Raw genomic sequence first — 21,153 nt, 5'->3', positions numbered from 1 at the left:
TGTCTTGACCGACAACAAGCCCTACAACCCGGATCCGCATGCGCATCCGGGACTGGCAGCCATCGCGCTGCTGGAAGCGGGAAAGGCCGTACTGGCCTTTCTCGCTGCGGCCGGCCTGGAAATCTCCGGGCCCGCCCCGCTCCGCAACATCATCAATGCCCTGATCCACCGCGTCGGCGGTGACCCGGAGAACGGCGCGTTCTCTTCGCTGCTGGGCATGATCACCCCCGATACCGTGCACTTGGGTGCGGCCGTTCTGGTCGGCTACGGGCTGCTGCGTGCGCTTGAAGCCTGGGGCCTGTGGCGCGCCAAGGCCTGGGCCTCATGGCTGGGCTGCATTTCGGCCGCGCTGTACCTGCCGCTGGACTTCTACGCCATCGTCAAACACCCCGGCTGGCCGTCCTGGCTGCTGTTGGCGGTCAATCTATTGGTCGTGTGGGTGCTGGCCCGCGACCTGCGCAAGCGCAACAAGCGGTAACCCGCCTCCTGTAGTGCCGAGCCATGCTCGGCATGCGGCCTGCCCCACAATGCAAAAGCCCCACCTGTAGTGCCGAGCCATGCTCGGCAATGGGCTTTACCGGTAACGCCCCAGCCGAGCATGGCTCGGCACTACATGACGGGTTCGCTTGTAACGCCTCTGCCGAGCATGGCTCGGCACTACATCAAAGCTGCCAGCCCCATCTGCACCAGGCATAGGGGTAATCCTGCGGCTGTTCGCACAGCCCCGCCCGCACTGGATTGTGCAGCAGGTAATTGGCTACGCCACGCAATGATTCATCGCGTCTGATCGCATGATCGTGATAGCCCGTCTGCCAGATCGAACCGACACCACCAATGAACCTTGCTGAGCGCGACTTCAACCGTTGCAAGCACGCGCCCAGCGAACCCGATTGAAGCTGCAGCAGCCAATGCAGATGATCTGGCATCAGCACCCAGGCAAGGCTGTAACTGATACCTGCAAGCTCACAATCGCGAAGCGCCTCGATCACCGCTGCCGCGTTTTCCGGCCGAGCAAACAGCGGCGCCCGCCCGGCGGTCACCGTAGTGATTGAATAGATGTTGTTGGGCAGCGATACGCGCCCGACGCGCAGTTTTGGACTGGACATCGCTGCAGCCTGAGGCCGGCGATCAAGAAGATCCGTCAGCACTTCACCGCTTCACCTGTAGTGCCGAGCCATGCTCGGCAATGGGCTTTACCGGTAACGCTCCTGCCGAGCATGGCTCGGCACTACCAATCTGACATTACCGGCAAGGCCCCTGCCGAGCATGGCTCGGCACTACAGATCTGGCATTGCCGGTAACGCTCCTGCTGAGCATGGCTCGGCACTAGAAATCTGGCATTACCGGTAACGCTCCTGCCGAGCATGGCTCGGCACTACAGATCCGGCATTGCCGGTAACGCTTCTGCCGAGCATGGCTCGGCACTACAGATCTGGCATTGCCGGTAACGTCCTTGCCGAGCATCGCTCGGCACTACCTTCAGCCTTGCTTGCGGACGATGGCCATGGCGATCTCGAGCGACTGCTCGTAGTTCAGTCGCGGGTCGACGCTGGAACGGTAGGCGCGCTCCAGATCGCGCTCAGTGAGCTCACGCGCGCCACCGGTGCATTCGGTGACATCTTCGCCCGTCAGCTCCAGGTGCACGCCGCCCAGGCGCGTGCCGGCCGCTGCATGCAGGTCGAACGACATCTCCACCTCGCTGCGGATATTGTCGAAACGACGGGTCTTGTAACCATTGCTGGTGCTCTCGGTGTTGCCATGCATCGCATCGCAAACCCACAGCACCCGGCGACCATCGCGCTTGATTGCATCCAGCAGCGGCGGCAACTTGTCGGCAATCTGCGCCGCGCCCATGCGATGGATGAAGCTCAGACGGCCCGGCTCGTCGTCCGGGTTCAGCACATCGATCAGACGCAAGAGCTGATCCGGCTGTACCGATGGCCCCACCTTGATCGCGATCGGATTGCGCACGCCTCGCAGGTACTCCACGTGCGCGCCATCCAGCGCTGCAGTGCGCATGCCGATCCACGGGTAATGCGTGCTCAGGTTGAACCAGCCATTCTGTCGCGGCACCTGGCGGGTCAGCGCCTGCTCGTAGGGCAGCAGCAAGGCCTCGTGCGAGGTGTAGAAATCCACCCGGTTGAGGTTGTGCACCTGCGAACCGGACAGGGTCTCCATGAAGCGCACGGCATCACCGATCGAGGCCACCATTTTCTGGTACTCCTCGGCCAGCGGCGAACAGCGCATCCAGGCCAGGTTCCAGTATTCGGGATGGTGCAGATCGGCAAAGCCGCCATCAATCAGCGCCCGCACGAAATTCATCGTCAACGCCGAGCGCGAATGCGCGATGATCATCCGCTGTGGGTCCGGCACGCGCGCCGCCTCGGTGAACGCCGGCGCATTGATCACATCGCCGCGGTAGCTCGGCAAGGTCACGCCATCACGGGTTTCGGTATCGGCCGAGCGCGGCTTGGCGTACTGGCCGGCGAACCGGCCCACCCGGATCACCGGCGTGCGCAGGCCATGCACAAGCACCAGGCTCATCTGCAGCAGCACCTTGAGCCGGTTGGAAATCGTGCCCGATTCGCAGTCGACGAAGTTCTCCGCGCAGTCACCGCCCTGCAGCAGGAAGCGCTTGCCTTCCTGGGCCTCGGCCAGTTGCTGCTTGAGCGCGAAGATCTCCCACGAGGTCACCAGCGGCGGCAGCTGCCGCAGCTCTGTCAACGCCGCCTCAAGCGCCTGCGGGTCCGCATAGGTCGGCATCTGCAGCGCAGTCTTGCCACGCCAGCTGTCCGGCGCCCAGCTGCTGGCAGTGGCGACGGGTGACGAAGACGGGGATGCGTTCATTGCAGATACCAATCAGGAAAGTGGAAGAATCAGATCAGGCGCTTCTTGCGCGTACGCAGGCCGACATACAGCGCCCAGCCGGCAAGCAGGACAAACCACACCAGGCTCCACATCGGCATGCTCAGGCCAAGGAAGGTCCAATCGATGTTGCCGCAATCGCCGGTACCGGTCAGCACGGTGCGGAACACCTCGAACGGCCCCATGGTTTCGGCAAGGAAGCTCAGCGGCGGGCCACAGCTGCTGCCCAGGTCCTTGGGCAACAACTGCACGTAGACATGGCGCCCGGCAATGCCGGCACCAACCAGGGCGGCAATGAAGGTCAATACGCCGTAACCGGCACGCCCGCCACGGCTGGCCGGGCCGTGCAAGGCACCCAGCAGGAACAGCACACCCACCGATGCAAAGGCGATGCGCTGGTAGATGCACAGCGGACAGGGCTCAAGCCCCATCTGGATCTGCATGTAGATCGCAAACGCCAGCAGCCCTGCACATACCAGGAAGCCCAGCAGGCACTGCGCACGGAAGCTCCAACGCAAGGGGTTCATCGCATCATTCCAGAGTAGACAATGCGGCAAGAGTAGCAGGCCATCCGCGCACGTTCAGCAGTGATGCCAGCTGCAACTTCATCAAACAGAAAGCCCGGCGTAGGCCGGGCTTCTGTTGCATCCGTCGATGGATCGCAGTGCGCGATTACTCGGCGACTGCTTCAGCCACGGCGGTCGGACGATCGACCAGCTCAACGTAGGCCATCGGTGCGTTGTCGCCAGCGCGGAAGCCGCACTTCAGCAGACGCAGGTAGCCGCCCGGACGACCGGCGTAGCGCGGGCCCAGGATGGTGAACAGGTTGCCGACGGCTTCCTTGTCACGCAGGCGAGCGAAGGCCAGACGACGGTTGGCGACGGAGTCGACCTTGGCCAGGGTGATCAGCGGCTCGGCAACGCGGCGCAGTTCCTTGGCCTTCGGCAGGGTGGTCTTGATCAGCTCGTGCTTGAACAGCGACGCAGCCATGTTCTTGAACATTGCTTCGCGGTGGGCGCTGGTGCGGTTGAACTTGCGGCCCGACTTCATGTGACGCATGGGTTTATTCCTTGGTTAATGGTGAGACGTTGGACTTCGTTGTCGCCATCCTGGCGTTGTAAGTGGACTGCGGATGGTCCTGGTCGCCCGTCCTGGACGACCGGCATTGCGGCGTTGTTTAACCGTCAATGCGGGTACTGCTGAAACGATATTCCCCCGCATGGTCGCCCATGCGGGGGAACAGGTATTGCTTATCAACCAAGCATGCCGTGAGCGGCGACACCGGCCGGCGGCCAGTTCTCCAGCTTCATGCCAAGCGACAGGCCACGCTGGGCCAGCACTTCCTTGATCTCGGTCAGCGACTTCTTGCCGAGGTTCGGGGTCTTGAGCAGCTCCACTTCGGTCTTCTGGATCAGATCACCGATGTAGTAGATGCTCTCGGCCTTCAGGCAGTTGGCCGAACGCACGGTCAGCTCCAGGTCGTCGATCGGGCGCAGCAGCACCGGATCCACGCCGTTGTTGGCCGGCTTGGCCGCACCGCGGTCGCGGTGGGTGAAATCGCCGAACACCGACAGCTGATCGCTGAGGATGTCGGCCGCAGTGCGGACAGCTTCCTCGGCATCGATCGTGCCGTTGGTTTCGATATCGATGACCAGCTTGTCCAGGTCGGTACGCTGCTCGACGCGAGCGGCTTCCACCGCATAAGCGACGCGGCGGACCGGCGAGAACGAAGCATCCAGCACCAGACGACCGATCGCACGCGACTCTTCGTCCGGACGGCGGCGCGAGGCAGCCGGCTGGTAGCCGAAACCACGCTCGACCTTCAGGCGCATGTTGATCGCTGCGTCCTTGGTCAGGTGGCAGATCACGTGGTCGCCGTTGATCACTTCGACGTTGTGGTCAACCTTGATGTCGGCAGCAGTCACGATGCCCGGGCCCTGCTTGGACAGGGTCACGGTGGCGCTGTCGCCGGAATGCATGCGGATCGCCACGTCTTTGAGGTTCAACAGGACTTCGAGAACGTCCTCCTGCAGGCCTTCAAGGGTGGTGTACTCATGCAGCACGCCGTCGATCTCGACTTCGGTAATGGCGAAGCCCGGGATGGACGACAGCAGCACGCGACGCAGGGCGTTGCCCAGCGTATGCCCGTAACCACGCTCCAAGGGTTCGATCACGACCTTGGCGCGGGTCTCGGTAAGGCGTTCGATCTGCGGACCGCGAGGACGCAGAACCTGGTTTGCGGTAACCGTCATGTTGCGGGTTCTCCTGCGAACCTCCGGTGCAACCCGGAGGTTCTCCATTGTGAATTACTTCGAATACAACTCGACGATCAGCGCTTCGTTGATATCCGCAGGCAGGTCAGCGCGATCCGGAACAGCCTTGAATACGCCGCTGAACTTCTTCGAATCCACTTCCACCCAGGACGGGCTGAGGTCGTGCTGTTCGGCGACGGTCAGGGCTTCCTGGACGCGCAGCTGCTTGGCAGCCTTCTCGGACAGGGCGATAGCGTCGCCAGCCTTGACCTGGTACGAAGCCAGGTTGACCGACTTGCCGTTGACCGTGACACCGCGGTGCGAGACCAGCTGACGAGCAGCCGGACGGGTCACTGCGAAGCCCATGCGGTAAACGACGTTGTCCAGGCGGGTTTCCAACAACTGCAGCAGGTTCTCGCCGGTGTTGCCCTTCTTGGTCGAGGCCTTCTTGTAGTAGTTGCGGAACTGACGCTCCAGCAGACCGTAGATACGCTTGACCTTCTGCTTTTCACGCAGCTGGGTGGCGTAGTCGGACAGCTTGCCCTTGCGGGCGGTAGCGCCGTGCTGGCCGGGCTTCTGCTCCAGCTTGCACTTGGAGTCCAGCGCACGGGCCGGGCTCTTCAGGGAGAGGTCGGCGCCTTCGCGACGGGCGAGCTTACAGGTAGGACCGATATAACGAGCCATTTCTTATCGCTCCTTTAGACGCGACGCTTTTTCGGCGGACGGCACCCGTTGTGCGGGATGGGCGTCACGTCGATGATGTTGGTGATCTTGTAGCCGACGTTGTTCAACGAACGTACGGCCGACTCACGACCCGGACCCGGGCCCTTGATGCGGACTTCCAGCGACTTCAGGCCGTAGTCCAGAGCAGCCTTGCCAGCCTTTTCGGCGGCAACCTGCGCAGCAAAGGGGGTCGACTTGCGCGAGCCGCGGAAGCCGGCGCCACCGGAGGTCGCCCAGGACAATGCATTGCCCTGACGGTCGGTGATGGTCACGATGGTGTTGTTGAAAGAAGCGTGGACGTGGGCAACGCCGTCGGTGACGACGCGCTTGATCTTCTTCTTGGTCTTAGCAGCAGCGGGCTTAGCCATTTTCTAGGGTCCCTTACTTCTTCAGAGCCTTGCGCGGACCCTTACGGGTACGTGCATTGGTCTTGGTACGCTGACCACGCAGCGGCAGACCACGACGGTGACGCAGGCCGCGGTAGCAGCCCAGGTCCATCAGGCGCTTGATGGCGATGCCGACTTCACGACGCAGGTCGCCTTCGACGATGTACTTGCCCACTTCGAGGCGCAGACGGTCGATTTCCGGCTCCGACAGGTCGCGGATCTTGGTGGTGGAAGTAACGCCTGCGGCTTCGCAGACCTTCTTCGAACGGGTACGGCCGATGCCGTAAATGCTTTGCAACCCGACCCAGACATGCTTCTGGGCTGGCAGGTTGACGCCTGCAATACGCGCCATGACGCGGTTCTCCAGCTGAGTGATGGCCGAATACGCACCGACAGGCGCGCCAATCCGGCAGGATGGATCAAAAAAGTGAACTAGCGATACTAACAAGGCTTCGGTTTGCTTGGAAGCCCGTGGAACGTAATGTTCCACAGACCCGGCGTGGGGAGTGTGCCCGCGCTCCAGCGCCGGATGTGCCTGGCAGGGAGATTGCTCTCCAAGCCGCCCGCGCTACTCCCGCGCGGAACAACCACATCACACCCCCACCCGAAACCGCTGCAGGGGCCGCCCTTCTGTTGTAATGCCGCCCCGGGAACCAGGGCAGCTTTTCGCTAAAGGAAGCGATAAGTATAACCGGTGAATCAGCCGCGTGCAAAACCGCCGCGATTGCCGCCCTTCAGGTTGGCCTTCTTCAACAGGCTTTCGTACTGGTGCGACATCAGGTGTGCCTGGACCTGGGCGATGAAATCCATCACCACCACCACCACGATCAGCAACGAGGTGCCGCCGAAGTAGAACGAGGCATTGAGCTGGGTGCGCATGATTTCCGGCAACAGGCAGACGATCACCAGGTACAGCGAACCGGCGGCAGTCAGGCGGGTCAGCACGGCGTCGATATACTCGGCCGTGGCCTTGCCCGGACGGATGCCCGGAATCAGCGCGCCCGACTTCTTCAGGTTGTCGGCGGTTTCCTGCGAGTTGAACACCAGCGCGGTATAGAAGAATGCGAAACCGCTGATCAGCGCAGCAAACACGATCATGTGCAGCGGCTCGCCCGGACCCAGCGCATTGGCCACCTTCTGCAGCCACGTGGCCGAGCTGGCCTGACCGGACCACATTGCCAGCGTCGCCGGGAAGGCCAGGATGCTGGACGCGAAGATCGCCGGGATCACGCCTGCCATGTTGAGCTTCAACGGCAGGAACGAGGTCTGGTTCATGTAGGCATTACGGCCACCCTGGCGGCGGGCGTAATTGACGGTGATGCGGCGCTGGCCGCGCTCGACGAACACCACGAAATAGGTGAAGGCCAGCACCACCAGCACGATGATCAGCAACGAGATGAAGCTCATGTTGCCGTCACGGTAAGCCTCGACGGTGTGAATCACGGCGGCCGGCAGGCCTGCCACGATACCGGCGAAGATGATCAGCGACACACCGTTGCCGATGCCACGCTCGGTCACCTGCTCACCCACCCACATCAGGAAGATGGTACCTGCGGTCAACGCCACGACGGCCGTGAGCACGAAGCCCATGCCCGGTGCGTAAACCACCGGTGCACCGCCCGGCGACACCTGGTTCTGCAGTGCCAGCGCGATACTGCCGCCCTGCACTACCGCCAGGAGCACCGCGCCGATGCGCGAATACTGCGTGATCTTGCGACGACCCGACTCACCTTCCTTCTGCATGGCCTTCAGGGCCGGGAAGATGTGGACCGCCAGCTGCATCACGATGGATGCCGAAATGTACGGCATCACGTTCAACGCGAAGATGCTGAAACGGTGCAGGGCGCCGCCCGAGAACATGTTGAACATGTCCACGATGCCGCCGCCCTGCGCCTGCATCAGCGCAAGCATGGCATCGGGGTTGACGCCCGGCACCGGCACGTAGCAGCCGATGCGATAGACGAGCAATGCCCCGAGTACGAACAGAAGACGCTGGCGAAGTTCTGTGAACTTGCCCATCCCGCCCGCGAGGTTACCGATGCCAGCTTGCGCCATGTTCCAGTTACTCCTGTACGCTGCCGCCGGCAGCTTCAATCGCGGCCTTGGCGCCGGCAGTAGCAGCAACACCCTTCAGGGTGAATGCCTTGCTCAGCTCGCCCTTCAGGACGATCTTGGCCTTCTTTGCGGTCGACGGGATCAGCTTGGCTGCACGCAGTGCGGCCACGTCGATCTCACCGGCTTCCAGGCGATCAAGGTGGTAGGACAGCACTTCTGCGGTGTCCTTGGCCTTGTGCGAGAAGAAGCCGATCTTCGGCAGACGGCGCTGCATCGGGGTCTGGCCGCCTTCGAAGCCAGCCTTGATCTTGCCGCCACCCTTACGGGCAAACGAGCCCTTGTGACCGCGGCCAGCAGTCTTGCCCAGGCCGGAGCCGATACCGCGGCCGACGCGGGTGCGCTCGGTGCGGGCGCCCGGTGCCGGGCTCAGTTCATTGAGACGCAGAGTCATGGTCGATTACTCCTCAACCTGGACGAGGTACTGAACCTTGTTGATCAGACCGCGAACCTGCGGGCTGTCCTTCAGTTCACGCACATCATTGAGCTTGTTCAGGCCCAGGGCACGCACCGACAGGCGGTGACGCGACTGGGTGCCACGCAGGCCGCGCACCAGGCGCACCTTTACGGTCTTGACGGTTTCATTAGCCATGGTTCAGATCCTCCACCTTCTTGCCGCGCTTGGCAGCAATACGTGCCGGCGACTGCGCTGCAGCCAGGCCCTTCACGGTGGCGCGAACCAGGTTGATCGGGTTACGCGAACCAACAGCCTTGGCCAGAACGTTCTTCACTCCCACGGCTTCCAGCACGGCGCGCATGGCACCGCCGGCGATGACGCCCGTACCTTCCGAAGCCGGCTGCATGAACACGCGAGCTGCGCCGTGACCATCCTTGATGGTGTGCCACAGGGTGCCGTTGTTCAGGTCAACGCTGACCAGGTTCTTGCGAGCCTGCTCCATCGACTTCTGGATGGCGACCGGCACTTCGCGTGCCTTGCCATAACCGAAGCCAACCTTGCCTTCGCCGTCGCCGACCACGGTCAGTGCGGTGAAGGTGAACTGGCGACCGCCCTTGACGGTCTTGCTGACGCGGTTGACCGCGACCAGCTTTTCGATCATGCCGTCGTCTACTTTCTCTTCGCGGTTACGGTCGCGATCGCGACCCCGCTGCTGACGCTCTTCTGCCATTTCGATTCCTTGATTGATTGGGTATGTACGGCTCGGGGCCGCTTATGGTTGTGAGGTGGTGCATTGAATCGCCAGCCGTTGCAAAAGAACGAAGGGCGCCCGGTACCAACCCGTACCGGCAGGCAGGCGGAAAGGGGCCAAAGGCCCCTTCCCTGTTTTACTTAGAACTGCAGGCCGCCTTCGCGGGCTGCTTCGGCCAGAGCCTTGATGCGGCCGTGGTAACGGTAACCGGAACGGTCGAAAGCGACCTTTTCGATACCGGCAGCCTTGGCGCGCTCGGCGATCATCTTGCCGACCTTGGCGGCGGCGTCGATGTTCTTGCCGTTCTTCAGGCCTTCCTTGACGTCAGCCTGGGCGGTGTTGGCAGCAGCCAGCACCTTGGAACCGTCAGCGGTGAACACCTGTGCGTACAGGTGCTGACCGGTGCGCAGCACCGACAGACGAGCCACGCCCAGGGTACGGATGTGCGAACGGGTCGACTTGGCGCGACGCAGACGGGCAATGTTCTTGTTCATGTTCTTTATCCTCGAAAGCTGAAAACCTAAGAATTAGGCCTTCTTGGCTTCCTTGCGAATGATGACTTCACCGGCGTACTTCACACCCTTGCCCTTGTAGGGCTCCGGCGGACGGTAACCGCGGATCTTGGCGGCAACTTCACCGACGACCTGCTTGTCAGCGCCCTGCACCAGAATTTCGGTCTGGGTCGGGGTCGACAGGGTGATGCCTTCCGGCGCCACGAACACGACAGGGTGGGAGAAACCCAGCGACAGGTTCAGGTCCTTGCCCTGCATGGCAGCGCGGTAACCCACGCCGACCAGCTCAAGCTTGCGCTCGAAGCCTTCGGACACGCCCTGCACCATGTTGGCCAGGATTGCGCGGACGGTACCAGTCAGAGCGTCGAAGGTGATGTCCTTCGGGTTCAGCGTGGCAACGCCGTTGTCGAGAGTGATTTCAACGCCAGCGGCCTTGTTCAGCGACAGGGTGCCCTTCGGGCCCTTCACGCTCACAACTTCCGGCTGGATGGTCAGTTCAACGCCCTTGGGCAGGTTGATCGGCTTCTTGGCTACGCGGGACATAGTGGACTCCTTCCCTTAGGCCACGAAGCACAGGACTTCGCCGCCGACGCCCAACTGGCGCGCCTGCGCATCAGTCATGATGCCCTTGGAGGTGGAAATGATCGAGATACCCAGGCCATTCATGACCTTCGGCAGCTCGGACTTGCCGCGGTACTGGCGCAGGCCCGAACGCGAGAAGCGCTTCAGGGTCGCGATGACCGGCTTGCCTTCGAAATACTTCAGGACGATTTCAAGCTCGGCCTTGTTGTTCTCGATGTTGTTGACGCGCAGGTCGGTGATGTAACCCTCGTCCTTCAGGACCTGGGCAATAGCCACCTTGACCTTGGACGACGGGGCTTTCACCGTCTGCTTACCAACCGCGGCCGCATTCTTGATGCGGACCAGCAGGTCGGCGATGGGATCAGTCATGCTCATGTAAATACCTTTGAGTGCACCGATATCCGCTTTCGCGAAAATCTCGTGTTTTCCTGGGATGGGCCAGGGCCCTTGACGCTCAAGCCGCCCTTTCGGGCAGGCAAGGAGCGGGATTATACGACAAAAAGTCCGACTTGCGTCGGACTCTTTGCTTTACCTTCAGGTTGCCCTGCCGGTGACCTGGCCGGGCCTTGCGGCCCGACCGGGGTATTGCTTACCAGCTGGCCTTGCGCAGGCCCGGCACGTCGCCGCGCATGGTGGCTTCACGCAGCTTGTTGCGGCCCAGGCCGAACTTGCTGTAGACGCCACGCGGACGGCCCGACAGCTCGCAACGGTTGCGGTGGCGGCTCGGCGACGAATCGCGCGGCAGCTTGGACAACTTGGTTGCGGCTTCGATCTTCTCTTCGTAGGTCGCGTCCACCGAGGACACGATCTTCTTCAGAGCAGCGCGCTTGTCAGCGAACTTCACTGCCAGCTTCTTCCGCTTGATGTCGCGGTTGACCATGGAGGTCTTTGCCATTTCGGTATCCTCGACGTATCAGTTACGGAACGGGAACTTGAACGCTGCGAGCAGCGCCTTCGCTTCCGCGTCGGTCTTGGCGGTGGTGGTGATGGCGATATCCATACCGCGGATCGCGTCGACGGCGTCGAAGTCGATTTCCGGGAAGATGATCTGTTCCTTCACACCCATGTTGTAGTTGCCACGACCGTCGAACGAACGACCCGACACGCCGCGGAAGTCACGCACGCGCGGCAGCGAGATGTTGATCAGGCGATCCAGGAACTCAAACATGGTGTCACGACGCAGCGTGACCTTGCAGCCGATCGGCCAACCATCACGGATCTTGAACGAAGCCACCGAGACGCGCGACTTGGTGACCACCGGCTTCTGGCCGGTGATCTTGGTCATGTCGGCAACGGCGTTTTCAAGAACCTTCTTGTTGGTCGCAGCTTCGCCCACACCCATGTTCAGGGTGACCTTGACCAGGCGCGGCACTTCCATCGGATTGGTGTAGCCGAACTGCTTGGTCAGCGCCGGCACCACTTCTTCCTTGTAAAACTTTTCGAGACGGGAATTCATCAATTCATTCCTCAGGCGTCAAGCGCCTCACCGCTGGAGCGGAACACACGCAGTTTGCGTCCATCCTCCAGCACCTTGAAGCCAACGCGCTCGCCCTTGCCCGAAGCCGGGTTCAGAACATTGACGTTGGAGATATGGATCGAAGCTTCACGCTCGACCACGCCGCCGGCAACACCTGCCTGCGGGTTCGGCTTGGTGTGGCGCTTGACGATGTTCACGTTGGCGACGATCACACGATCGCCGTCGACGCGGACGACTTCGCCCTGCTTGCCCTTGTCCTTGCCGGTGTTGACGACGACTTGGTCGCCCTTCTTGATACGGTTAGCCATGATTATCTCCTGGCGCTCACAGAACTTCGGGAGCGAGCGAGACGATCTTCATGAACTTCTCCGAACGAAGTTCACGGGTCACCGGTCCGAAGATGCGGGTGCCGATCGGCTCTTGCTTGTTGTTGAGCAGGACCGCAGCGTTGCCGTCGAAACGGATCAGCGAGCCATCGGCGCGACGCACACCCTTGCGGGTACGCACCACGACGGCGTCATACACTTCACCCTTCTTGACTTTGCCGCGCGGGATTGCGTCCTTCACGGTGACCTTGATGATGTCGCCGATGTGGGCATAACGGCGCTTGGAACCACCAAGCACCTTGATGCACATCAGTTCCTTGGCACCGGAATTGTCCGCAGCATCAAGGTAGCTCTGCATCTGGATCATGATTCAGATCTCCTTATTCAGCCGCACGCGTGATGACTTCCACCACGCGCCAGTTCTTGGTCTTGGACATCGGAGCAATCTCGGTCACGCGCACGACATCACCTTCATTGCAGGTGTTGTCGGCGTCGTGTGCGTGCAGCTTGGTCGAGCGCTTGATGTACTTGCCGTACAGGGCGTGCTTGACCTGGCGCTCCACCAACACGGTGACCGTCTTGTCCATCTTGTTGCTGACGACACGGCCTTCGACCGTGCGCAGCGTCTTCTTTTCAGTATTTTCGCTCATAGCAGCCATCCTTACTTCGTGCTGCCGATCAGGTGCTTGACGCGAGCAATCTCGCGACGCACCCGGCGGGTTTCGTGGGTCTTCGGCAGCTGGCCGGTGACCTGCTGCATACGGAGCGAGAACTGCTCCTTACGCAGGTCGGTCAGGTGGGCCTTGAGTTCGTCAGCCGACTTCTCGCGGAGTTGTTTGATGTCCATCAGCGCACCGTCCGGGTTACGAAAGTGGTGGTCACCGAGAGCTTGGCAGCTGCCAGGCGGAACGCCTCGCGTGCCACTTCCTCAGTCACGCCCTCGACTTCATAAATCATGCGGCCCGGCTGGATCTGAGCGACCCAGTATTCCACGCCACCCTTACCGGCACCCATTCGGACTTCGATGGGCTTCTTGGTGATGGGCTTGTCGGGGAACACGCGGATCCACATCTTGCCGCCGCGCTTGACGTAGCGGCTGATCGAGCGGCGAGCCGCTTCGATCTGACGCGCGGTCAGCTGGCCGTGAGCGGTTGCCTTCAGGCCGTACTCGCCGAAGCTGACAGCGTTTGCGCTCCAGCTCAGGCCGTCGTTACGGCCCTTGAACATCTTGCGGTATTTGGTTCGCTTGGGTTGCAACATTGCCGTTACCTCGCTTCACGAGCCGGGCGCGACGGACGGTCACCGCGGTCGCCGCGATCGTTACGATCGTTGCGCGGGCTGTCGTCCTGCTTTTCCTGGCCAACCTGGGAGAAATCAAAGACTTCACCCTTGTAGATCCAAACCTTGATGCCGATGATGCCGTAGGTGGTGCTGGCTTCAGCGAAACCGTAGTCGATATCCGCACGCAGGGTGTGCAACGGCACGCGGCCTTCGCGGTACCACTCCGAACGGGCGATTTCAGCGCCGTTCAAGCGGCCGCCGACGTTGACCTTGATGCCCAGGGCACCCAGGCGCATCGCGTTGCCGACCGAGCGCTTCATTGCACGGCGGAACATGATGCGGCGCTCCAGCTGCTGCGCGATCGACTCGGCAACCAGCTGTGCGTCCAACTCCGGCTTGCGCACTTCGGTGACGTTGATGTGCGCCGGGACGCCCATCATTTCGCTCACTTCCTTACGCAGCTTTTCGATGTCCTCACCGCGCTTGCCGATCACCACGCCCGGACGGGCGGTGTGGATCGTCACGCGAGCGGTCTTTGCAGGACGCTCGATGAGGATCTTGCTGACGCCAGCCTGTGCCAGCTTCTTGCGCAGCATTTCACGCACTTTCAGGTCGGCTGCCAGGTAACCAGCAAACTCGGCCTTGTTGGCGTACCACTTGGAGTTCCAATCCTTGGAAATACCGAGGCGGATACCAATCGGATGAACTTTATGACCCATGGTCTTTATCCTTTCCGCTTACTTGCCGGCGCCCACAACCACAGTGATGTGGCTGGTGCGCTTGAGGATGCGGGTACCGCGGCCTTTCGCCCGCGCCATGAAACGCTTCAGGGTCGGACCTTCATCAACCATGATGGTCTTGACCTTCAGCTCGTCGACGTCAGCGCCCTGGTTGTTCTCGGCATTTGCAATAGCCGACTCCACCACCTTCTTGATCAGGTGGGCAGCCTTCTTGTCCGAAAACTTCAGCAGGTTGACCGCACGCTCGGCCGGCAGACCGCGCACCTGGTCAGCGACCAGACGAGCCTTCTGCGCAGAGATGCGCGCGGAGCGCAGGATTGCTTTCGCTTCCATTGTCATCTCTCCTTACTTGCCCGACTTCTTGTCAGCGCCGTGACCCTTGAAGGTCCGGGTGACAGCGAATTCGCCAAGCTTGTGACCGACCATGTTCTCGTTGACGAGAACCGGGACGTGGTTCTTGCCGTTATGCACGGCAATCGTGAATCCAACCATTTCCGGCAGGATCATGGAACGGCGCGACCAGGTTTTGATCGGCTTCTTGCTGCCCGCAGCGGCCTCCACCTTCTTGACGAGGTGGTGATCGACGAACGGGCCCTTCTTGAGTGAACGTGCCATGGTCGATTAGCCCCTACGATCGCGGACGATGAACTGCTGAGTGCGCTTGTTATGGCGCGTCTTGTAACCCTTGGTCGGAACACCCCACGGGGTGACCGGATGCGGATTACCCTGGCCGGCCTTGGCTTCACCACCACCGTGCGGGTGATCCACCGGGTTCATGGCGGCACCGCGGACGGTCGGCTTGACGCCGCGCCAGCGCTTGGCACCAGCCTTGCCCAGCTTTTCCAGGTTGTGCTCATCGTTACCGACTTCACCGATGGTGGCGCGGCATTCGACCGGCACCTTACGCATTTCACCCGAGCGCAGGCGCAGGGTGGCGTAGATGCCTTCACGAGCGACCAGCTGCACGCCTGCACCAGCAGCACGAGCGATCTGAGCGCCCTTGCCCGGCTTCAGCTCGATCCCGTGGACGGTGGTACCGACCGGGATGTTGCGCAGCGGCAGGGTGTTGCCGGTCTTGATCGGGGCGTGAGCGCCCGAGATGACCTGGTCACCTGCCTTCAGGCCCTTCGGGGCGATGATGTAGCGACGCTCGCCGTCGACGTAGCACAGCAGGGCGATATGGGCAGTGCGGTTCGGATCGTATTCGATACGTTCCACGCGTGCCGGAATGCCTTCCTTGTTGCGCTTGAAGTCGATCAGACGGTAGTGCTGCTTGTGACCACCACCCACGTGACGGGTAGTGATGCGACCGTGGTGGTTACGACCACCGGACTTGCTCTGCGGCTCCAGCAACGCTGCGTGCGGTGCGCCCTTGTGGAGATCGGGCGTGACCACGCGCACGGCCGAACGACGGCCTGCGGAGGTGGGCTTGAATTTCATCAATGGCATGGGATGTACCTCAGGCCTTGGCCGTTACATCGATGGACTGGCCATCGGCGAGACGCACATACGCCTTGCGCCAATCGCCGCGACGGCCGGTGCGGTTACGGAAGGACTTGTTCTTGCCCTTGACGTTCAGCACATTGACCGACTCGACCTTGACGTCGAACAGCTGCTCAACCGCGGCCTTTACATCGGCCTTGGTGGCTTCGTTCGAAACTTCGAAGACGTATTGGTTGGAGATTTCCTGCAGGCGCGCGGTCTTTTCAGAGACTCGCGGTGCACGCAGCACGCTGAAGATTTTTTCGTTGGCGCTCATGCCAGCCACTCCTCGACCTTCTTGACCGCGTCAGCGGTGATGACGACCGTGTCGGCACCGACCAGAGCGACCGGATCCAGGCCCTGGACGTCACGCACCTGCACATACGGCAGATTGCGGGCGGACAGGTACAGGTGCTCGGTAGCCTCTTCGGTGACGATCAGCGGGCGCTTGCCCACTTCCAGGCCAGCCAGCTTGGTGATCAGAGCCTTGGTGCTGGTCGCGTCTACATCGAACGACTCAACGATGGTGATGCGGCCCTGACGGTTCAGCTCGGACAGGATGGCGCACATGGCGGCGCGATACTGCTTACGATTGACCTTCTGTTCGAAGCTACGCGGCTTGGCCGCGAAGGTGACACCACCGCCGACGAAGATCGGAGCGGTCAGGGCACCGTGACGTGCGCCACCACCCTTCTGCTTCTTCGACTTCTTGGTGGTACCAGCCACTTCAGAACGCGTCTTCTGTGCCTTGGTGCCGGCACGTGCGGCGTTGCGGTAAGCAACGACGACCTGGTGAACCAGATCTTCGCTGAAATCGCGACCGAACACGGCGTCGGAGACCGAGACCTTGTTGTTGCTACCCGTGATAACGAGTTCCATCGTCATCTCTCCTTATGCCTTGCTAGCCGGACGCACGATCACGTCACCACCGGCTGCGCCAGGCACGGCGCCGCGGATGGCAATCAGACCACGCTCGACATCGACCTTGACCACTTCCAGGTTCTGCGTGCTCTGCTGCACTGAACCCATGTGGCCGGACATCTTCTTGCCCGGGAAAACGCGACCCGGGGTCTGGCGCTGGCCCAGCGAACCCGGCGCGCGATGCGACAGCGAGTTACCGTGGGTTGCATCGCCCATACGGAAGTTGTAGCGCTTGATGGTGCCCTGGAAGCCCTTACCCTTGGTGACGCCCTGGACGTCAACCGTCTGGCCGACTTCAAAGATGTCTGCCTTGATTTCGCCACCGACGGCGAAATCGCCGATCTGCGCGTCTTCAACGCGGAATTCCCACAGGCCACGACCAGCTTCAACCTTCGCCTTGGCGAAGTGACCGGCTTCCGGCTTGTTGACCAGTGCAGCGCGACGGGCGCCGACGGTCACCTGCACGGCGCTGTAGCCGTCGGTTTCGACGGTCTTGATCTGCGCGATGCGGTTCGGGGTTGCTTCAATCAGGGTCACCGGGATGGACTGGCCATCTTCAGTGAAAACGCGGCTCATGCCAGCCTTGCGGCCCACGAAGCCCAACGAATATTTCTTCGTCATGGTCGTAGTCCTCAGGTCAACTTGATCTGAACGTCGACGCCGGCAGCCAGTTCGAGCTTCATCAGCGCGTCCACGGTCTTGTCGTTAGGGTCAACGATGTCAAGCACGCGCTTGTGCGTGCGGGTCTCGTACTGGTCACGCGCGTCCTTGTCGACGTGCGGGGAGACGAGGATGGTGTAACGCTCGATCTTGGTCGGCAGGGGGATCGGGCCACGCACTTGCGCGCCGGTCCGCTTTGCCGTTTCAACGATCTCGCTGGCCGAACGGTCGATCAGGCGATGATCAAACGCTTTCAACCGAATTCGGATCTTTTGGTCCGCCATGACGGTGTTCCTATAGGTCTAAAGAGCGACAGGCTCGGCCCCTTTGTGTGCCGAACCCCATGAAAACGACGGTTGGCGCCAAGGCACCTCCCGTCAACGTGAATCCCTTCAAAACAGCAAGGCGGCCCGGTTACCCGGCCCGCCCCAGACATATTCAAACGCACGAATACACCCCGATCTAACCGGAGTGCCCCATGCGACCTGTCCTTGTCTGGCGAATACGAGGTACGTCCTGTGCCTCATTTCGCTGGTTGCGAAGGCCCCGTAAACGGGACTTCCGCGAGTGGTCTTGCATTCTCTCAGTATTTTCAGCCGCTTGCAAGTCACCCCCTATCGAGGGACAGGGAGCTTCAGCTGGCAGTGGGCTTCAGCGACTCAAAGCGCCTGCGTCCCGCCGTGGCCGGCGGCCTCGGCGCCCTGCTTTTGCGCACGCAGCAGGCTATTGAACAGCAGCTTGAACGAGGCATGGGTCTGGGCGCGGAAGGTGATATCCGCGCCAAAGAACGCCAACCGCCCCTGTCCAACATCGGCCTCGGCCGCCAGCACCCCGCCCTGCAGGTGACCCTGGCCCCAGGCCCAGCCGCTACGCAGCGGGGTCGCCGAGTCGAAGCGCAGCAGCGGCCGGATACCGTCAGCTGCCTCGGGCAGATCGAATACCGGCGCATTATCCCAGCGCCCGTCCGAGAAATACACATCCAGCTGCGGCCCCAGCCCCCAGTTCAGCGGCTGCGCCTTGTCCACCGCCACCTGCAATACGCTGCCGGGAATGTAGTAGTCACGCTGCGTCAGCGCCTTGGCCTCGCCGCCGGCTGCATCGCCGTGCAGGTGATTGCGCACCGGCAGACCCAGCAGCTGCGCCAGCCCACTGGAAGAGCCCGTGGCGACCACATCACCGCCCGCATCCAGGAACGCCCGCAGCGCGACTACAGCGGCCTCGCCCTCCAGCGACCCCAATCGATTGTGGTACTCCACGGGAATGCGGGCAGGATCAAGCGCCGGCGGCACCCTGCCCGCCTTGCCCTCGATCGCCAGCGCGGCCGGCAGCGGCAAGGCACCACTGGGCAGCAGCAGGACATCGAAGCGCTGGCGCAGGTCGCCGGCCAGGATCTGCTGCGGATACACCAGTTCGTACTCAAAGCCGAAGGTCTCCAGTACCAGGCGGGTCCAGCCAGAGACCATCGATCCGCCGTATTGGTCCCACAGTGCGATACGCGGCTTGCGCACCGGCACGGCTCCCTCCAGCCCCGCATCGGCAACCTCGGCGCGCAGGCCCGTGCCCTGCAACGCTACAGCCATCACCTGGGCACTGGCGGCAGGCACCCAGAACGCACCATCGCGCGCAGGCAGGCGCCGCACTTCAAGCCCCTGCCCGAGCAGACGGTTCACTGCCAAAAACGTGTCATTGGCGCGAGCGTCCAGCACATACCCCCGGGCGGACGGGGGCACATCCACCGCGACCGGTTGTTGCAGCTGGCCGGACGGCAATGCGGCGAAAGGACCGTCCAACGCCTCGAATACCCGGTCAAAATCCACACCCATCTGGAACGCCAGGGTCCAACCCGCCGAGTCGTATGGCGCTATCGGCGGCCCGCCCGGATATTCGAAATCCTGCGGGTGATCCTGCGGCTCGAACATGTCCCGAAGATGCGGCCTGAAGGCCTGGTCTGCGCGCACTACATAGGAGCCGCGCGGATAGCGCTTGCCCGCCACACGGAAGGTATCGGTCGCCTGCTGCACCTCGATGCCCGCCAGTTGCAGCGCATTGATGAACTTCACCGCCGTGGGGAAATCCGCCTGATCCGCCGACAGGATGTAAGCGCGCGCATCACGTTGCGCGGGCTGCCTCAACAGCTGGGCCACCTGCGCTGGCGCCAACTCGCCCGGATGGGTATCGGCCACCTTGGCCAAGGCACTGGGGCTGGCGGTCCAGGTATCACGACCGCCGCGCTCGATGGAGTTGCGGCCCATGCGGTAGATGTTCAACAGCAGCTGTTCGCGATGACGCGAGGCGTAATCCAATAGCGCCCAATTGGCGGTAAGGCTGTAATCAATGGACTGGCGAAAGTGCCAGGTCTGCGCCGGCACCGGCGCCGGCAGATTACTGTCCGGCAACTGGCGCTCCGGCAGGAACGGGATCTGCATCGGCGTGGGATTGCCGGTTATTTCTGTCAGCACGCCGAGCATGTTGTGGAAGTACGGCATGGTGCGCAGGCCACCGTTCCACCAGGTGGAATACACGCTGCCGCGCTTGGAGACCGCGCCAGGCTTGTCCTCCTGCAGGTAGCGCAGGTTCATCGCCGCGCCCAAGGCTTCCAATCCAACCGGGATCATCGCGTCGATGTTGTAGTTGTACGGGTCCCGGTACGGCGGGATGACGATGACCGTGCCCTTGGGCGAAGTCTGGTGATGGTTATAGACAATCTGCGGATACCAGCGCGTGTACATCGCCAGATTCATGTTGCGCGTTTCCTGCAGCGCAGCCATGTAGAAATCGCGGTTGTTATCGTGGCCGGCGTACTTCTGGTACAGGCGCGGTGGCTTGTCCAGCACTCGTTGCTGCGGCACCGGCTCGCGCATATACCAATCCGAGTACAGCTGCTGGCCGTCAGGATTGGCATGCACCAGCAATACGATTGTGTCGTCGAGGATGCGGCGTGTTTCAGCATCGTCGCGACTGGCCAGCTGCCAAACCGTTTCGATCAACTGGTGTGCACCGACGGTCTCGTTCGCATGCAGACCACCATCGATCCACACCACCGCCCTACCCTCCGCGGCCAACGCCACGGCCTCTTGCGGGTTGTCGCGTGCACGCGCCAAGCGCTCGGAGATGGCGCGGTACTCCTCCAGCCGCGCAAGGTTGGCCGGCGAAGAGGCAACCAACATCAGCTGCGGCCTTCCCTCTTCGGTCTTACCCAGCTCGACCAGGCGAAAGCGATCCGACGCCGCCGCGACCTTGCGGAAATACGCCTCGGTCTGCGTGTAGTTGGCGAGCATGTAGTCGTCGCCGATATCGAAGCCGAAATGGGCTTTGGGCGACGGCACGGCGGCGTGCAGCGCCCCCATGCCAATCACCGTCAGCAGCACCGCCTGCAGCAAGCGTTGCGTCATCCTGGAAATACCCATTGCCACCTCCCCGTTGCCGACACCGAAAGTAGCATCGACCAATGCTGACTTGATGGGCCGAAAGACAGGGACGGCACGTCATGCAAGCCACACGGGATTAGAGGTGAGCTGCGGCAGAGTTCCGCCATTGGCGCCGTTGTCCGGGCCACCGCTGTGCAAATAAAAAAGGGCGGCCCGGAGGCCGCCCTTCTTCAACACCTTGCTTCCCGAAGGAAACGCAGCGCTATTACTTGGTGATCTTGGAGACCACGCCGGCGCCGACGGTACGGCCGCCTTCGC

At 62.0% G+C, this 21,153-nt stretch carries 32 protein-coding genes; 1 reads left to right on the top strand and 31 read right to left on the bottom strand.

Annotated elements, in window-relative coordinates; genetic code table 11:
- The first annotated feature begins 4 nt into the window (after positions 1–4).
- Positions 5–478 (top strand): DUF2127 domain-containing protein, encoded by a 474-nt coding sequence (locus tag RT460_RS10760; protein WP_313318956.1) that lies wholly within the window; start codon positions 5–7, stop codon positions 476–478.
- Between the two features lie 184 nt (positions 479–662).
- On the opposite strand, the gene RT460_RS10755 is transcribed toward RT460_RS10760, so the two are convergent.
- The 31 genes from RT460_RS10755 to RT460_RS10605 form a co-directional block, all read right to left on the bottom strand.
- Positions 663–1,148 carry a transposase gene (locus RT460_RS10755; protein WP_313318955.1) on the bottom strand — a complete coding sequence of 162 codons (486 nt, stop codon included), beginning with the start codon at positions 1,146–1,148 and terminating at the stop codon, positions 663–665.
- A 331-nt stretch (positions 1,149–1,479) separates the two neighbouring features.
- Positions 1,480–2,847: a 3-deoxy-7-phosphoheptulonate synthase class II gene (locus RT460_RS10750; protein WP_313318954.1), complete on the bottom strand. Its 1,368-nt coding sequence runs from the start codon at positions 2,845–2,847 to the stop codon at positions 1,480–1,482.
- A gap of 29 nt (positions 2,848–2,876) precedes the next feature.
- Positions 2,877–3,392 carry a disulfide bond formation protein B gene (locus RT460_RS10745; RefSeq protein ID WP_313318952.1) on the bottom strand — a complete coding sequence of 172 codons (516 nt, stop codon included), beginning with the start codon at positions 3,390–3,392 and terminating at the stop codon, positions 2,877–2,879.
- A 145-nt stretch (positions 3,393–3,537) separates the two neighbouring features.
- Complete coding sequence (gene rplQ, locus RT460_RS10740) at positions 3,538–3,924, bottom strand: 50S ribosomal protein L17 (RefSeq protein WP_313318951.1); 387 nt, start codon at positions 3,922–3,924, stop codon at positions 3,538–3,540.
- A 194-nt stretch (positions 3,925–4,118) separates the two neighbouring features.
- Complete coding sequence (gene rpoA / locus RT460_RS10735; protein ID WP_313318950.1) at positions 4,119–5,117, bottom strand: DNA-directed RNA polymerase subunit alpha; 999 nt, start codon at positions 5,115–5,117, stop codon at positions 4,119–4,121.
- A gap of 54 nt (positions 5,118–5,171) precedes the next feature.
- Entirely contained in the window at positions 5,172–5,801 is a 630-nt protein-coding gene (rpsD, locus tag RT460_RS10730) for a 30S ribosomal protein S4 (RefSeq protein WP_312368514.1), read from the bottom strand.
- Positions 5,802–5,815: 14 nt separating this feature from the next.
- Positions 5,816–6,208 (bottom strand): 30S ribosomal protein S11, encoded by a 393-nt coding sequence (gene rpsK / locus RT460_RS10725; RefSeq protein ID WP_054657227.1) that lies wholly within the window; start codon positions 6,206–6,208, stop codon positions 5,816–5,818.
- Between the two features lie 13 nt (positions 6,209–6,221).
- Complete coding sequence (gene rpsM, locus RT460_RS10720) at positions 6,222–6,578, bottom strand: 30S ribosomal protein S13 (RefSeq protein ID WP_054663350.1); 357 nt, start codon at positions 6,576–6,578, stop codon at positions 6,222–6,224.
- Positions 6,579–6,925: 347 nt separating this feature from the next.
- Positions 6,926–8,281, bottom strand: a complete 1,356-nt coding sequence (secY, locus tag RT460_RS10715) for a preprotein translocase subunit SecY (RefSeq protein WP_313318947.1) — start codon at positions 8,279–8,281, stop codon at positions 6,926–6,928.
- A 7-nt stretch (positions 8,282–8,288) separates the two neighbouring features.
- The gene (gene rplO / locus RT460_RS10710) at positions 8,289–8,732 is read right to left on the bottom strand and encodes a 50S ribosomal protein L15 (protein ID WP_313318945.1); all 444 of its coding nucleotides are present in this window, start codon (positions 8,730–8,732) and stop codon (positions 8,289–8,291) included.
- 6 nt (positions 8,733–8,738) lie between these two features.
- Positions 8,739–8,930, bottom strand: a complete 192-nt coding sequence (gene rpmD / locus RT460_RS10705) for a 50S ribosomal protein L30 (protein WP_062169020.1) — start codon at positions 8,928–8,930, stop codon at positions 8,739–8,741.
- Positions 8,923–9,465, bottom strand: a complete 543-nt coding sequence (rpsE, locus tag RT460_RS10700; RefSeq protein WP_313318943.1) for a 30S ribosomal protein S5 — start codon at positions 9,463–9,465, stop codon at positions 8,923–8,925. Before rpsE ends, rpmD begins: the two co-directional genes overlap by 8 nt.
- A 161-nt stretch (positions 9,466–9,626) precedes the next feature.
- Positions 9,627–9,980 (bottom strand): 50S ribosomal protein L18, encoded by a 354-nt coding sequence (gene rplR / locus RT460_RS10695; RefSeq protein ID WP_312368527.1) that lies wholly within the window; start codon positions 9,978–9,980, stop codon positions 9,627–9,629.
- Positions 9,981–10,013: 33 nt separating this feature from the next.
- Positions 10,014–10,541, bottom strand: a complete 528-nt coding sequence (gene rplF, locus RT460_RS10690; RefSeq protein WP_313318942.1) for a 50S ribosomal protein L6 — start codon at positions 10,539–10,541, stop codon at positions 10,014–10,016.
- A 15-nt stretch (positions 10,542–10,556) separates the two neighbouring features.
- On the bottom strand, positions 10,557–10,955 hold the full coding sequence (gene rpsH / locus RT460_RS10685) for a 30S ribosomal protein S8 (RefSeq protein ID WP_313318940.1): 399 nt from the start codon (positions 10,953–10,955) through the stop codon (positions 10,557–10,559).
- 214 nt (positions 10,956–11,169) lie between these two features.
- A complete protein-coding gene (gene rpsN, locus RT460_RS10680; RefSeq protein ID WP_313318938.1) occupies positions 11,170–11,475 on the bottom strand; it encodes a 30S ribosomal protein S14 in 306 nt (101 codons plus the stop codon).
- A gap of 18 nt (positions 11,476–11,493) precedes the next feature.
- Positions 11,494–12,036 carry a 50S ribosomal protein L5 gene (gene rplE / locus RT460_RS10675; protein WP_062169033.1) on the bottom strand — a complete coding sequence of 181 codons (543 nt, stop codon included), beginning with the start codon at positions 12,034–12,036 and terminating at the stop codon, positions 11,494–11,496.
- 11 nt (positions 12,037–12,047) lie between these two features.
- A complete protein-coding gene (gene rplX / locus RT460_RS10670) occupies positions 12,048–12,365 on the bottom strand; it encodes a 50S ribosomal protein L24 (protein ID WP_017355416.1) in 318 nt (105 codons plus the stop codon).
- Between the two features lie 16 nt (positions 12,366–12,381).
- Complete coding sequence (gene rplN / locus RT460_RS10665; RefSeq protein WP_019186153.1) at positions 12,382–12,750, bottom strand: 50S ribosomal protein L14; 369 nt, start codon at positions 12,748–12,750, stop codon at positions 12,382–12,384.
- A 13-nt stretch (positions 12,751–12,763) separates the two neighbouring features.
- The gene (rpsQ, locus tag RT460_RS10660; protein ID WP_313318937.1) at positions 12,764–13,033 is read right to left on the bottom strand and encodes a 30S ribosomal protein S17; all 270 of its coding nucleotides are present in this window, start codon (positions 13,031–13,033) and stop codon (positions 12,764–12,766) included.
- An 11-nt stretch (positions 13,034–13,044) separates the two neighbouring features.
- Positions 13,045–13,230: a 50S ribosomal protein L29 gene (gene rpmC, locus RT460_RS10655; RefSeq protein WP_054657204.1), complete on the bottom strand. Its 186-nt coding sequence runs from the start codon at positions 13,228–13,230 to the stop codon at positions 13,045–13,047.
- The gene (gene rplP / locus RT460_RS10650) at positions 13,230–13,643 is read right to left on the bottom strand and encodes a 50S ribosomal protein L16 (protein ID WP_057629593.1); all 414 of its coding nucleotides are present in this window, start codon (positions 13,641–13,643) and stop codon (positions 13,230–13,232) included. The genes rpmC and rplP overlap by 1 nt, the downstream gene beginning before the upstream one ends.
- A gap of 5 nt (positions 13,644–13,648) precedes the next feature.
- On the bottom strand, positions 13,649–14,383 hold the full coding sequence (rpsC, locus tag RT460_RS10645) for a 30S ribosomal protein S3 (protein WP_313318936.1): 735 nt from the start codon (positions 14,381–14,383) through the stop codon (positions 13,649–13,651).
- Positions 14,384–14,401: 18 nt separating this feature from the next.
- Positions 14,402–14,737 (bottom strand): 50S ribosomal protein L22, encoded by a 336-nt coding sequence (gene rplV, locus RT460_RS10640; RefSeq protein ID WP_054657198.1) that lies wholly within the window; start codon positions 14,735–14,737, stop codon positions 14,402–14,404.
- Between the two features lie 12 nt (positions 14,738–14,749).
- Entirely contained in the window at positions 14,750–15,019 is a 270-nt protein-coding gene (gene rpsS / locus RT460_RS10635; RefSeq protein ID WP_132862502.1) for a 30S ribosomal protein S19, read from the bottom strand.
- A 6-nt stretch (positions 15,020–15,025) separates the two neighbouring features.
- Positions 15,026–15,853, bottom strand: coding sequence for a 50S ribosomal protein L2 (rplB, locus tag RT460_RS10630; protein WP_132862501.1), 828 nt, complete (start codon positions 15,851–15,853; stop codon positions 15,026–15,028).
- A gap of 10 nt (positions 15,854–15,863) precedes the next feature.
- Positions 15,864–16,163: a 50S ribosomal protein L23 gene (rplW, locus tag RT460_RS10625; RefSeq protein WP_313318933.1), complete on the bottom strand. Its 300-nt coding sequence runs from the start codon at positions 16,161–16,163 to the stop codon at positions 15,864–15,866.
- A complete protein-coding gene (gene rplD / locus RT460_RS10620) occupies positions 16,160–16,765 on the bottom strand; it encodes a 50S ribosomal protein L4 (RefSeq protein WP_313318932.1) in 606 nt (201 codons plus the stop codon). The genes rplW and rplD overlap by 4 nt, the downstream gene beginning before the upstream one ends.
- A gap of 12 nt (positions 16,766–16,777) precedes the next feature.
- Complete coding sequence (gene rplC / locus RT460_RS10615) at positions 16,778–17,428, bottom strand: 50S ribosomal protein L3 (protein WP_282270285.1); 651 nt, start codon at positions 17,426–17,428, stop codon at positions 16,778–16,780.
- Between the two features lie 11 nt (positions 17,429–17,439).
- Entirely contained in the window at positions 17,440–17,751 is a 312-nt protein-coding gene (gene rpsJ / locus RT460_RS10610; RefSeq protein WP_010341589.1) for a 30S ribosomal protein S10, read from the bottom strand.
- 375 nt (positions 17,752–18,126) lie between these two features.
- Positions 18,127–20,874 (bottom strand): M14 family metallopeptidase, encoded by a 2,748-nt coding sequence (locus RT460_RS10605; protein ID WP_313318930.1) that lies wholly within the window; start codon positions 20,872–20,874, stop codon positions 18,127–18,129.
- Between the last annotated feature and the right edge of the window lie 279 nt (positions 20,875–21,153).

This window comes from Stenotrophomonas sp., from assembly GCF_032061965.1.
Lineage (GTDB): Bacteria > Pseudomonadota > Gammaproteobacteria > Xanthomonadales > Xanthomonadaceae > Stenotrophomonas.
The sequence above is the reverse complement of the archived record's forward strand: the minus strand, read 5'-3'. Positions and strand labels throughout refer to the sequence as shown.

What these genes read in the sequence shown, in the direction of transcription:
- rpsJ (WP_010341589.1), bottom strand. Translation starts at nt 17,751, where the DNA reads ATGGCGGACCAAAAGATCCGAATTCGGTTGAAAGCGTTTGATCATCGC.
- rpsE (WP_313318943.1), bottom strand. Translation starts at nt 9,465, where the DNA reads ATGGCAGAAGAGCGTCAGCAGCGGGGTCGCGATCGCGACCGTAACCGC.
- rplO (WP_313318945.1), bottom strand. Translation starts at nt 8,732, where the DNA reads ATGACTCTGCGTCTCAATGAACTGAGCCCGGCACCGGGCGCCCGCACC.
- rpsM (WP_054663350.1), bottom strand. Translation starts at nt 6,578, where the DNA reads ATGGCGCGTATTGCAGGCGTCAACCTGCCAGCCCAGAAGCATGTCTGG.
- rplF (WP_313318942.1), bottom strand. Translation starts at nt 10,541, where the DNA reads ATGTCCCGCGTAGCCAAGAAGCCGATCAACCTGCCCAAGGGCGTTGAA.
- rplV (WP_054657198.1), bottom strand. Translation starts at nt 14,737, where the DNA reads ATGGAAGCGAAAGCAATCCTGCGCTCCGCGCGCATCTCTGCGCAGAAG.
- rpsC (WP_313318936.1), bottom strand. Translation starts at nt 14,383, where the DNA reads ATGGGTCATAAAGTTCATCCGATTGGTATCCGCCTCGGTATTTCCAAG.
- rplE (WP_062169033.1), bottom strand. Translation starts at nt 12,036, where the DNA reads ATGAATTCCCGTCTCGAAAAGTTTTACAAGGAAGAAGTGGTGCCGGCG.
- rpoA (WP_313318950.1), bottom strand. Translation starts at nt 5,117, where the DNA reads ATGACGGTTACCGCAAACCAGGTTCTGCGTCCTCGCGGTCCGCAGATC.
- RT460_RS10605 (WP_313318930.1), bottom strand. Translation starts at nt 20,874, where the DNA reads ATGGGTATTTCCAGGATGACGCAACGCTTGCTGCAGGCGGTGCTGCTG.
- RT460_RS10745 (WP_313318952.1), bottom strand. Translation starts at nt 3,392, where the DNA reads ATGAACCCCTTGCGTTGGAGCTTCCGTGCGCAGTGCCTGCTGGGCTTC.
- rpsN (WP_313318938.1), bottom strand. Translation starts at nt 11,475, where the DNA reads ATGGCAAAGACCTCCATGGTCAACCGCGACATCAAGCGGAAGAAGCTG.
- rpmD (WP_062169020.1), bottom strand. Translation starts at nt 8,930, where the DNA reads ATGGCTAATGAAACCGTCAAGACCGTAAAGGTGCGCCTGGTGCGCGGC.
- rpmC (WP_054657204.1), bottom strand. Translation starts at nt 13,230, where the DNA reads ATGGACATCAAACAACTCCGCGAGAAGTCGGCTGACGAACTCAAGGCC.
- rplR (WP_312368527.1), bottom strand. Translation starts at nt 9,980, where the DNA reads ATGAACAAGAACATTGCCCGTCTGCGTCGCGCCAAGTCGACCCGTTCG.
- secY (WP_313318947.1), bottom strand. Translation starts at nt 8,281, where the DNA reads ATGGCGCAAGCTGGCATCGGTAACCTCGCGGGCGGGATGGGCAAGTTC.
- RT460_RS10750 (WP_313318954.1), bottom strand. Translation starts at nt 2,847, where the DNA reads ATGAACGCATCCCCGTCTTCGTCACCCGTCGCCACTGCCAGCAGCTGG.
- rpsS (WP_132862502.1), bottom strand. Translation starts at nt 15,019, where the DNA reads ATGGCACGTTCACTCAAGAAGGGCCCGTTCGTCGATCACCACCTCGTC.
- rplP (WP_057629593.1), bottom strand. Translation starts at nt 13,643, where the DNA reads ATGTTGCAACCCAAGCGAACCAAATACCGCAAGATGTTCAAGGGCCGT.
- rplX (WP_017355416.1), bottom strand. Translation starts at nt 12,365, where the DNA reads ATGGCTAACCGTATCAAGAAGGGCGACCAAGTCGTCGTCAACACCGGC.
- rpsQ (WP_313318937.1), bottom strand. Translation starts at nt 13,033, where the DNA reads ATGAGCGAAAATACTGAAAAGAAGACGCTGCGCACGGTCGAAGGCCGT.
- rpsH (WP_313318940.1), bottom strand. Translation starts at nt 10,955, where the DNA reads ATGAGCATGACTGATCCCATCGCCGACCTGCTGGTCCGCATCAAGAAT.
- rplB (WP_132862501.1), bottom strand. Translation starts at nt 15,853, where the DNA reads ATGCCATTGATGAAATTCAAGCCCACCTCCGCAGGCCGTCGTTCGGCC.
- rpsD (WP_312368514.1), bottom strand. Translation starts at nt 5,801, where the DNA reads ATGGCTCGTTATATCGGTCCTACCTGTAAGCTCGCCCGTCGCGAAGGC.
- rplQ (WP_313318951.1), bottom strand. Translation starts at nt 3,924, where the DNA reads ATGCGTCACATGAAGTCGGGCCGCAAGTTCAACCGCACCAGCGCCCAC.
- rplW (WP_313318933.1), bottom strand. Translation starts at nt 16,163, where the DNA reads ATGAGCGCCAACGAAAAAATCTTCAGCGTGCTGCGTGCACCGCGAGTC.
- rpsK (WP_054657227.1), bottom strand. Translation starts at nt 6,208, where the DNA reads ATGGCTAAGCCCGCTGCTGCTAAGACCAAGAAGAAGATCAAGCGCGTC.
- rplD (WP_313318932.1), bottom strand. Translation starts at nt 16,765, where the DNA reads ATGGAACTCGTTATCACGGGTAGCAACAACAAGGTCTCGGTCTCCGAC.
- rplC (WP_282270285.1), bottom strand. Translation starts at nt 17,428, where the DNA reads ATGACGAAGAAATATTCGTTGGGCTTCGTGGGCCGCAAGGCTGGCATG.
- rplN (WP_019186153.1), bottom strand. Translation starts at nt 12,750, where the DNA reads ATGATCCAGATGCAGAGCTACCTTGATGCTGCGGACAATTCCGGTGCC.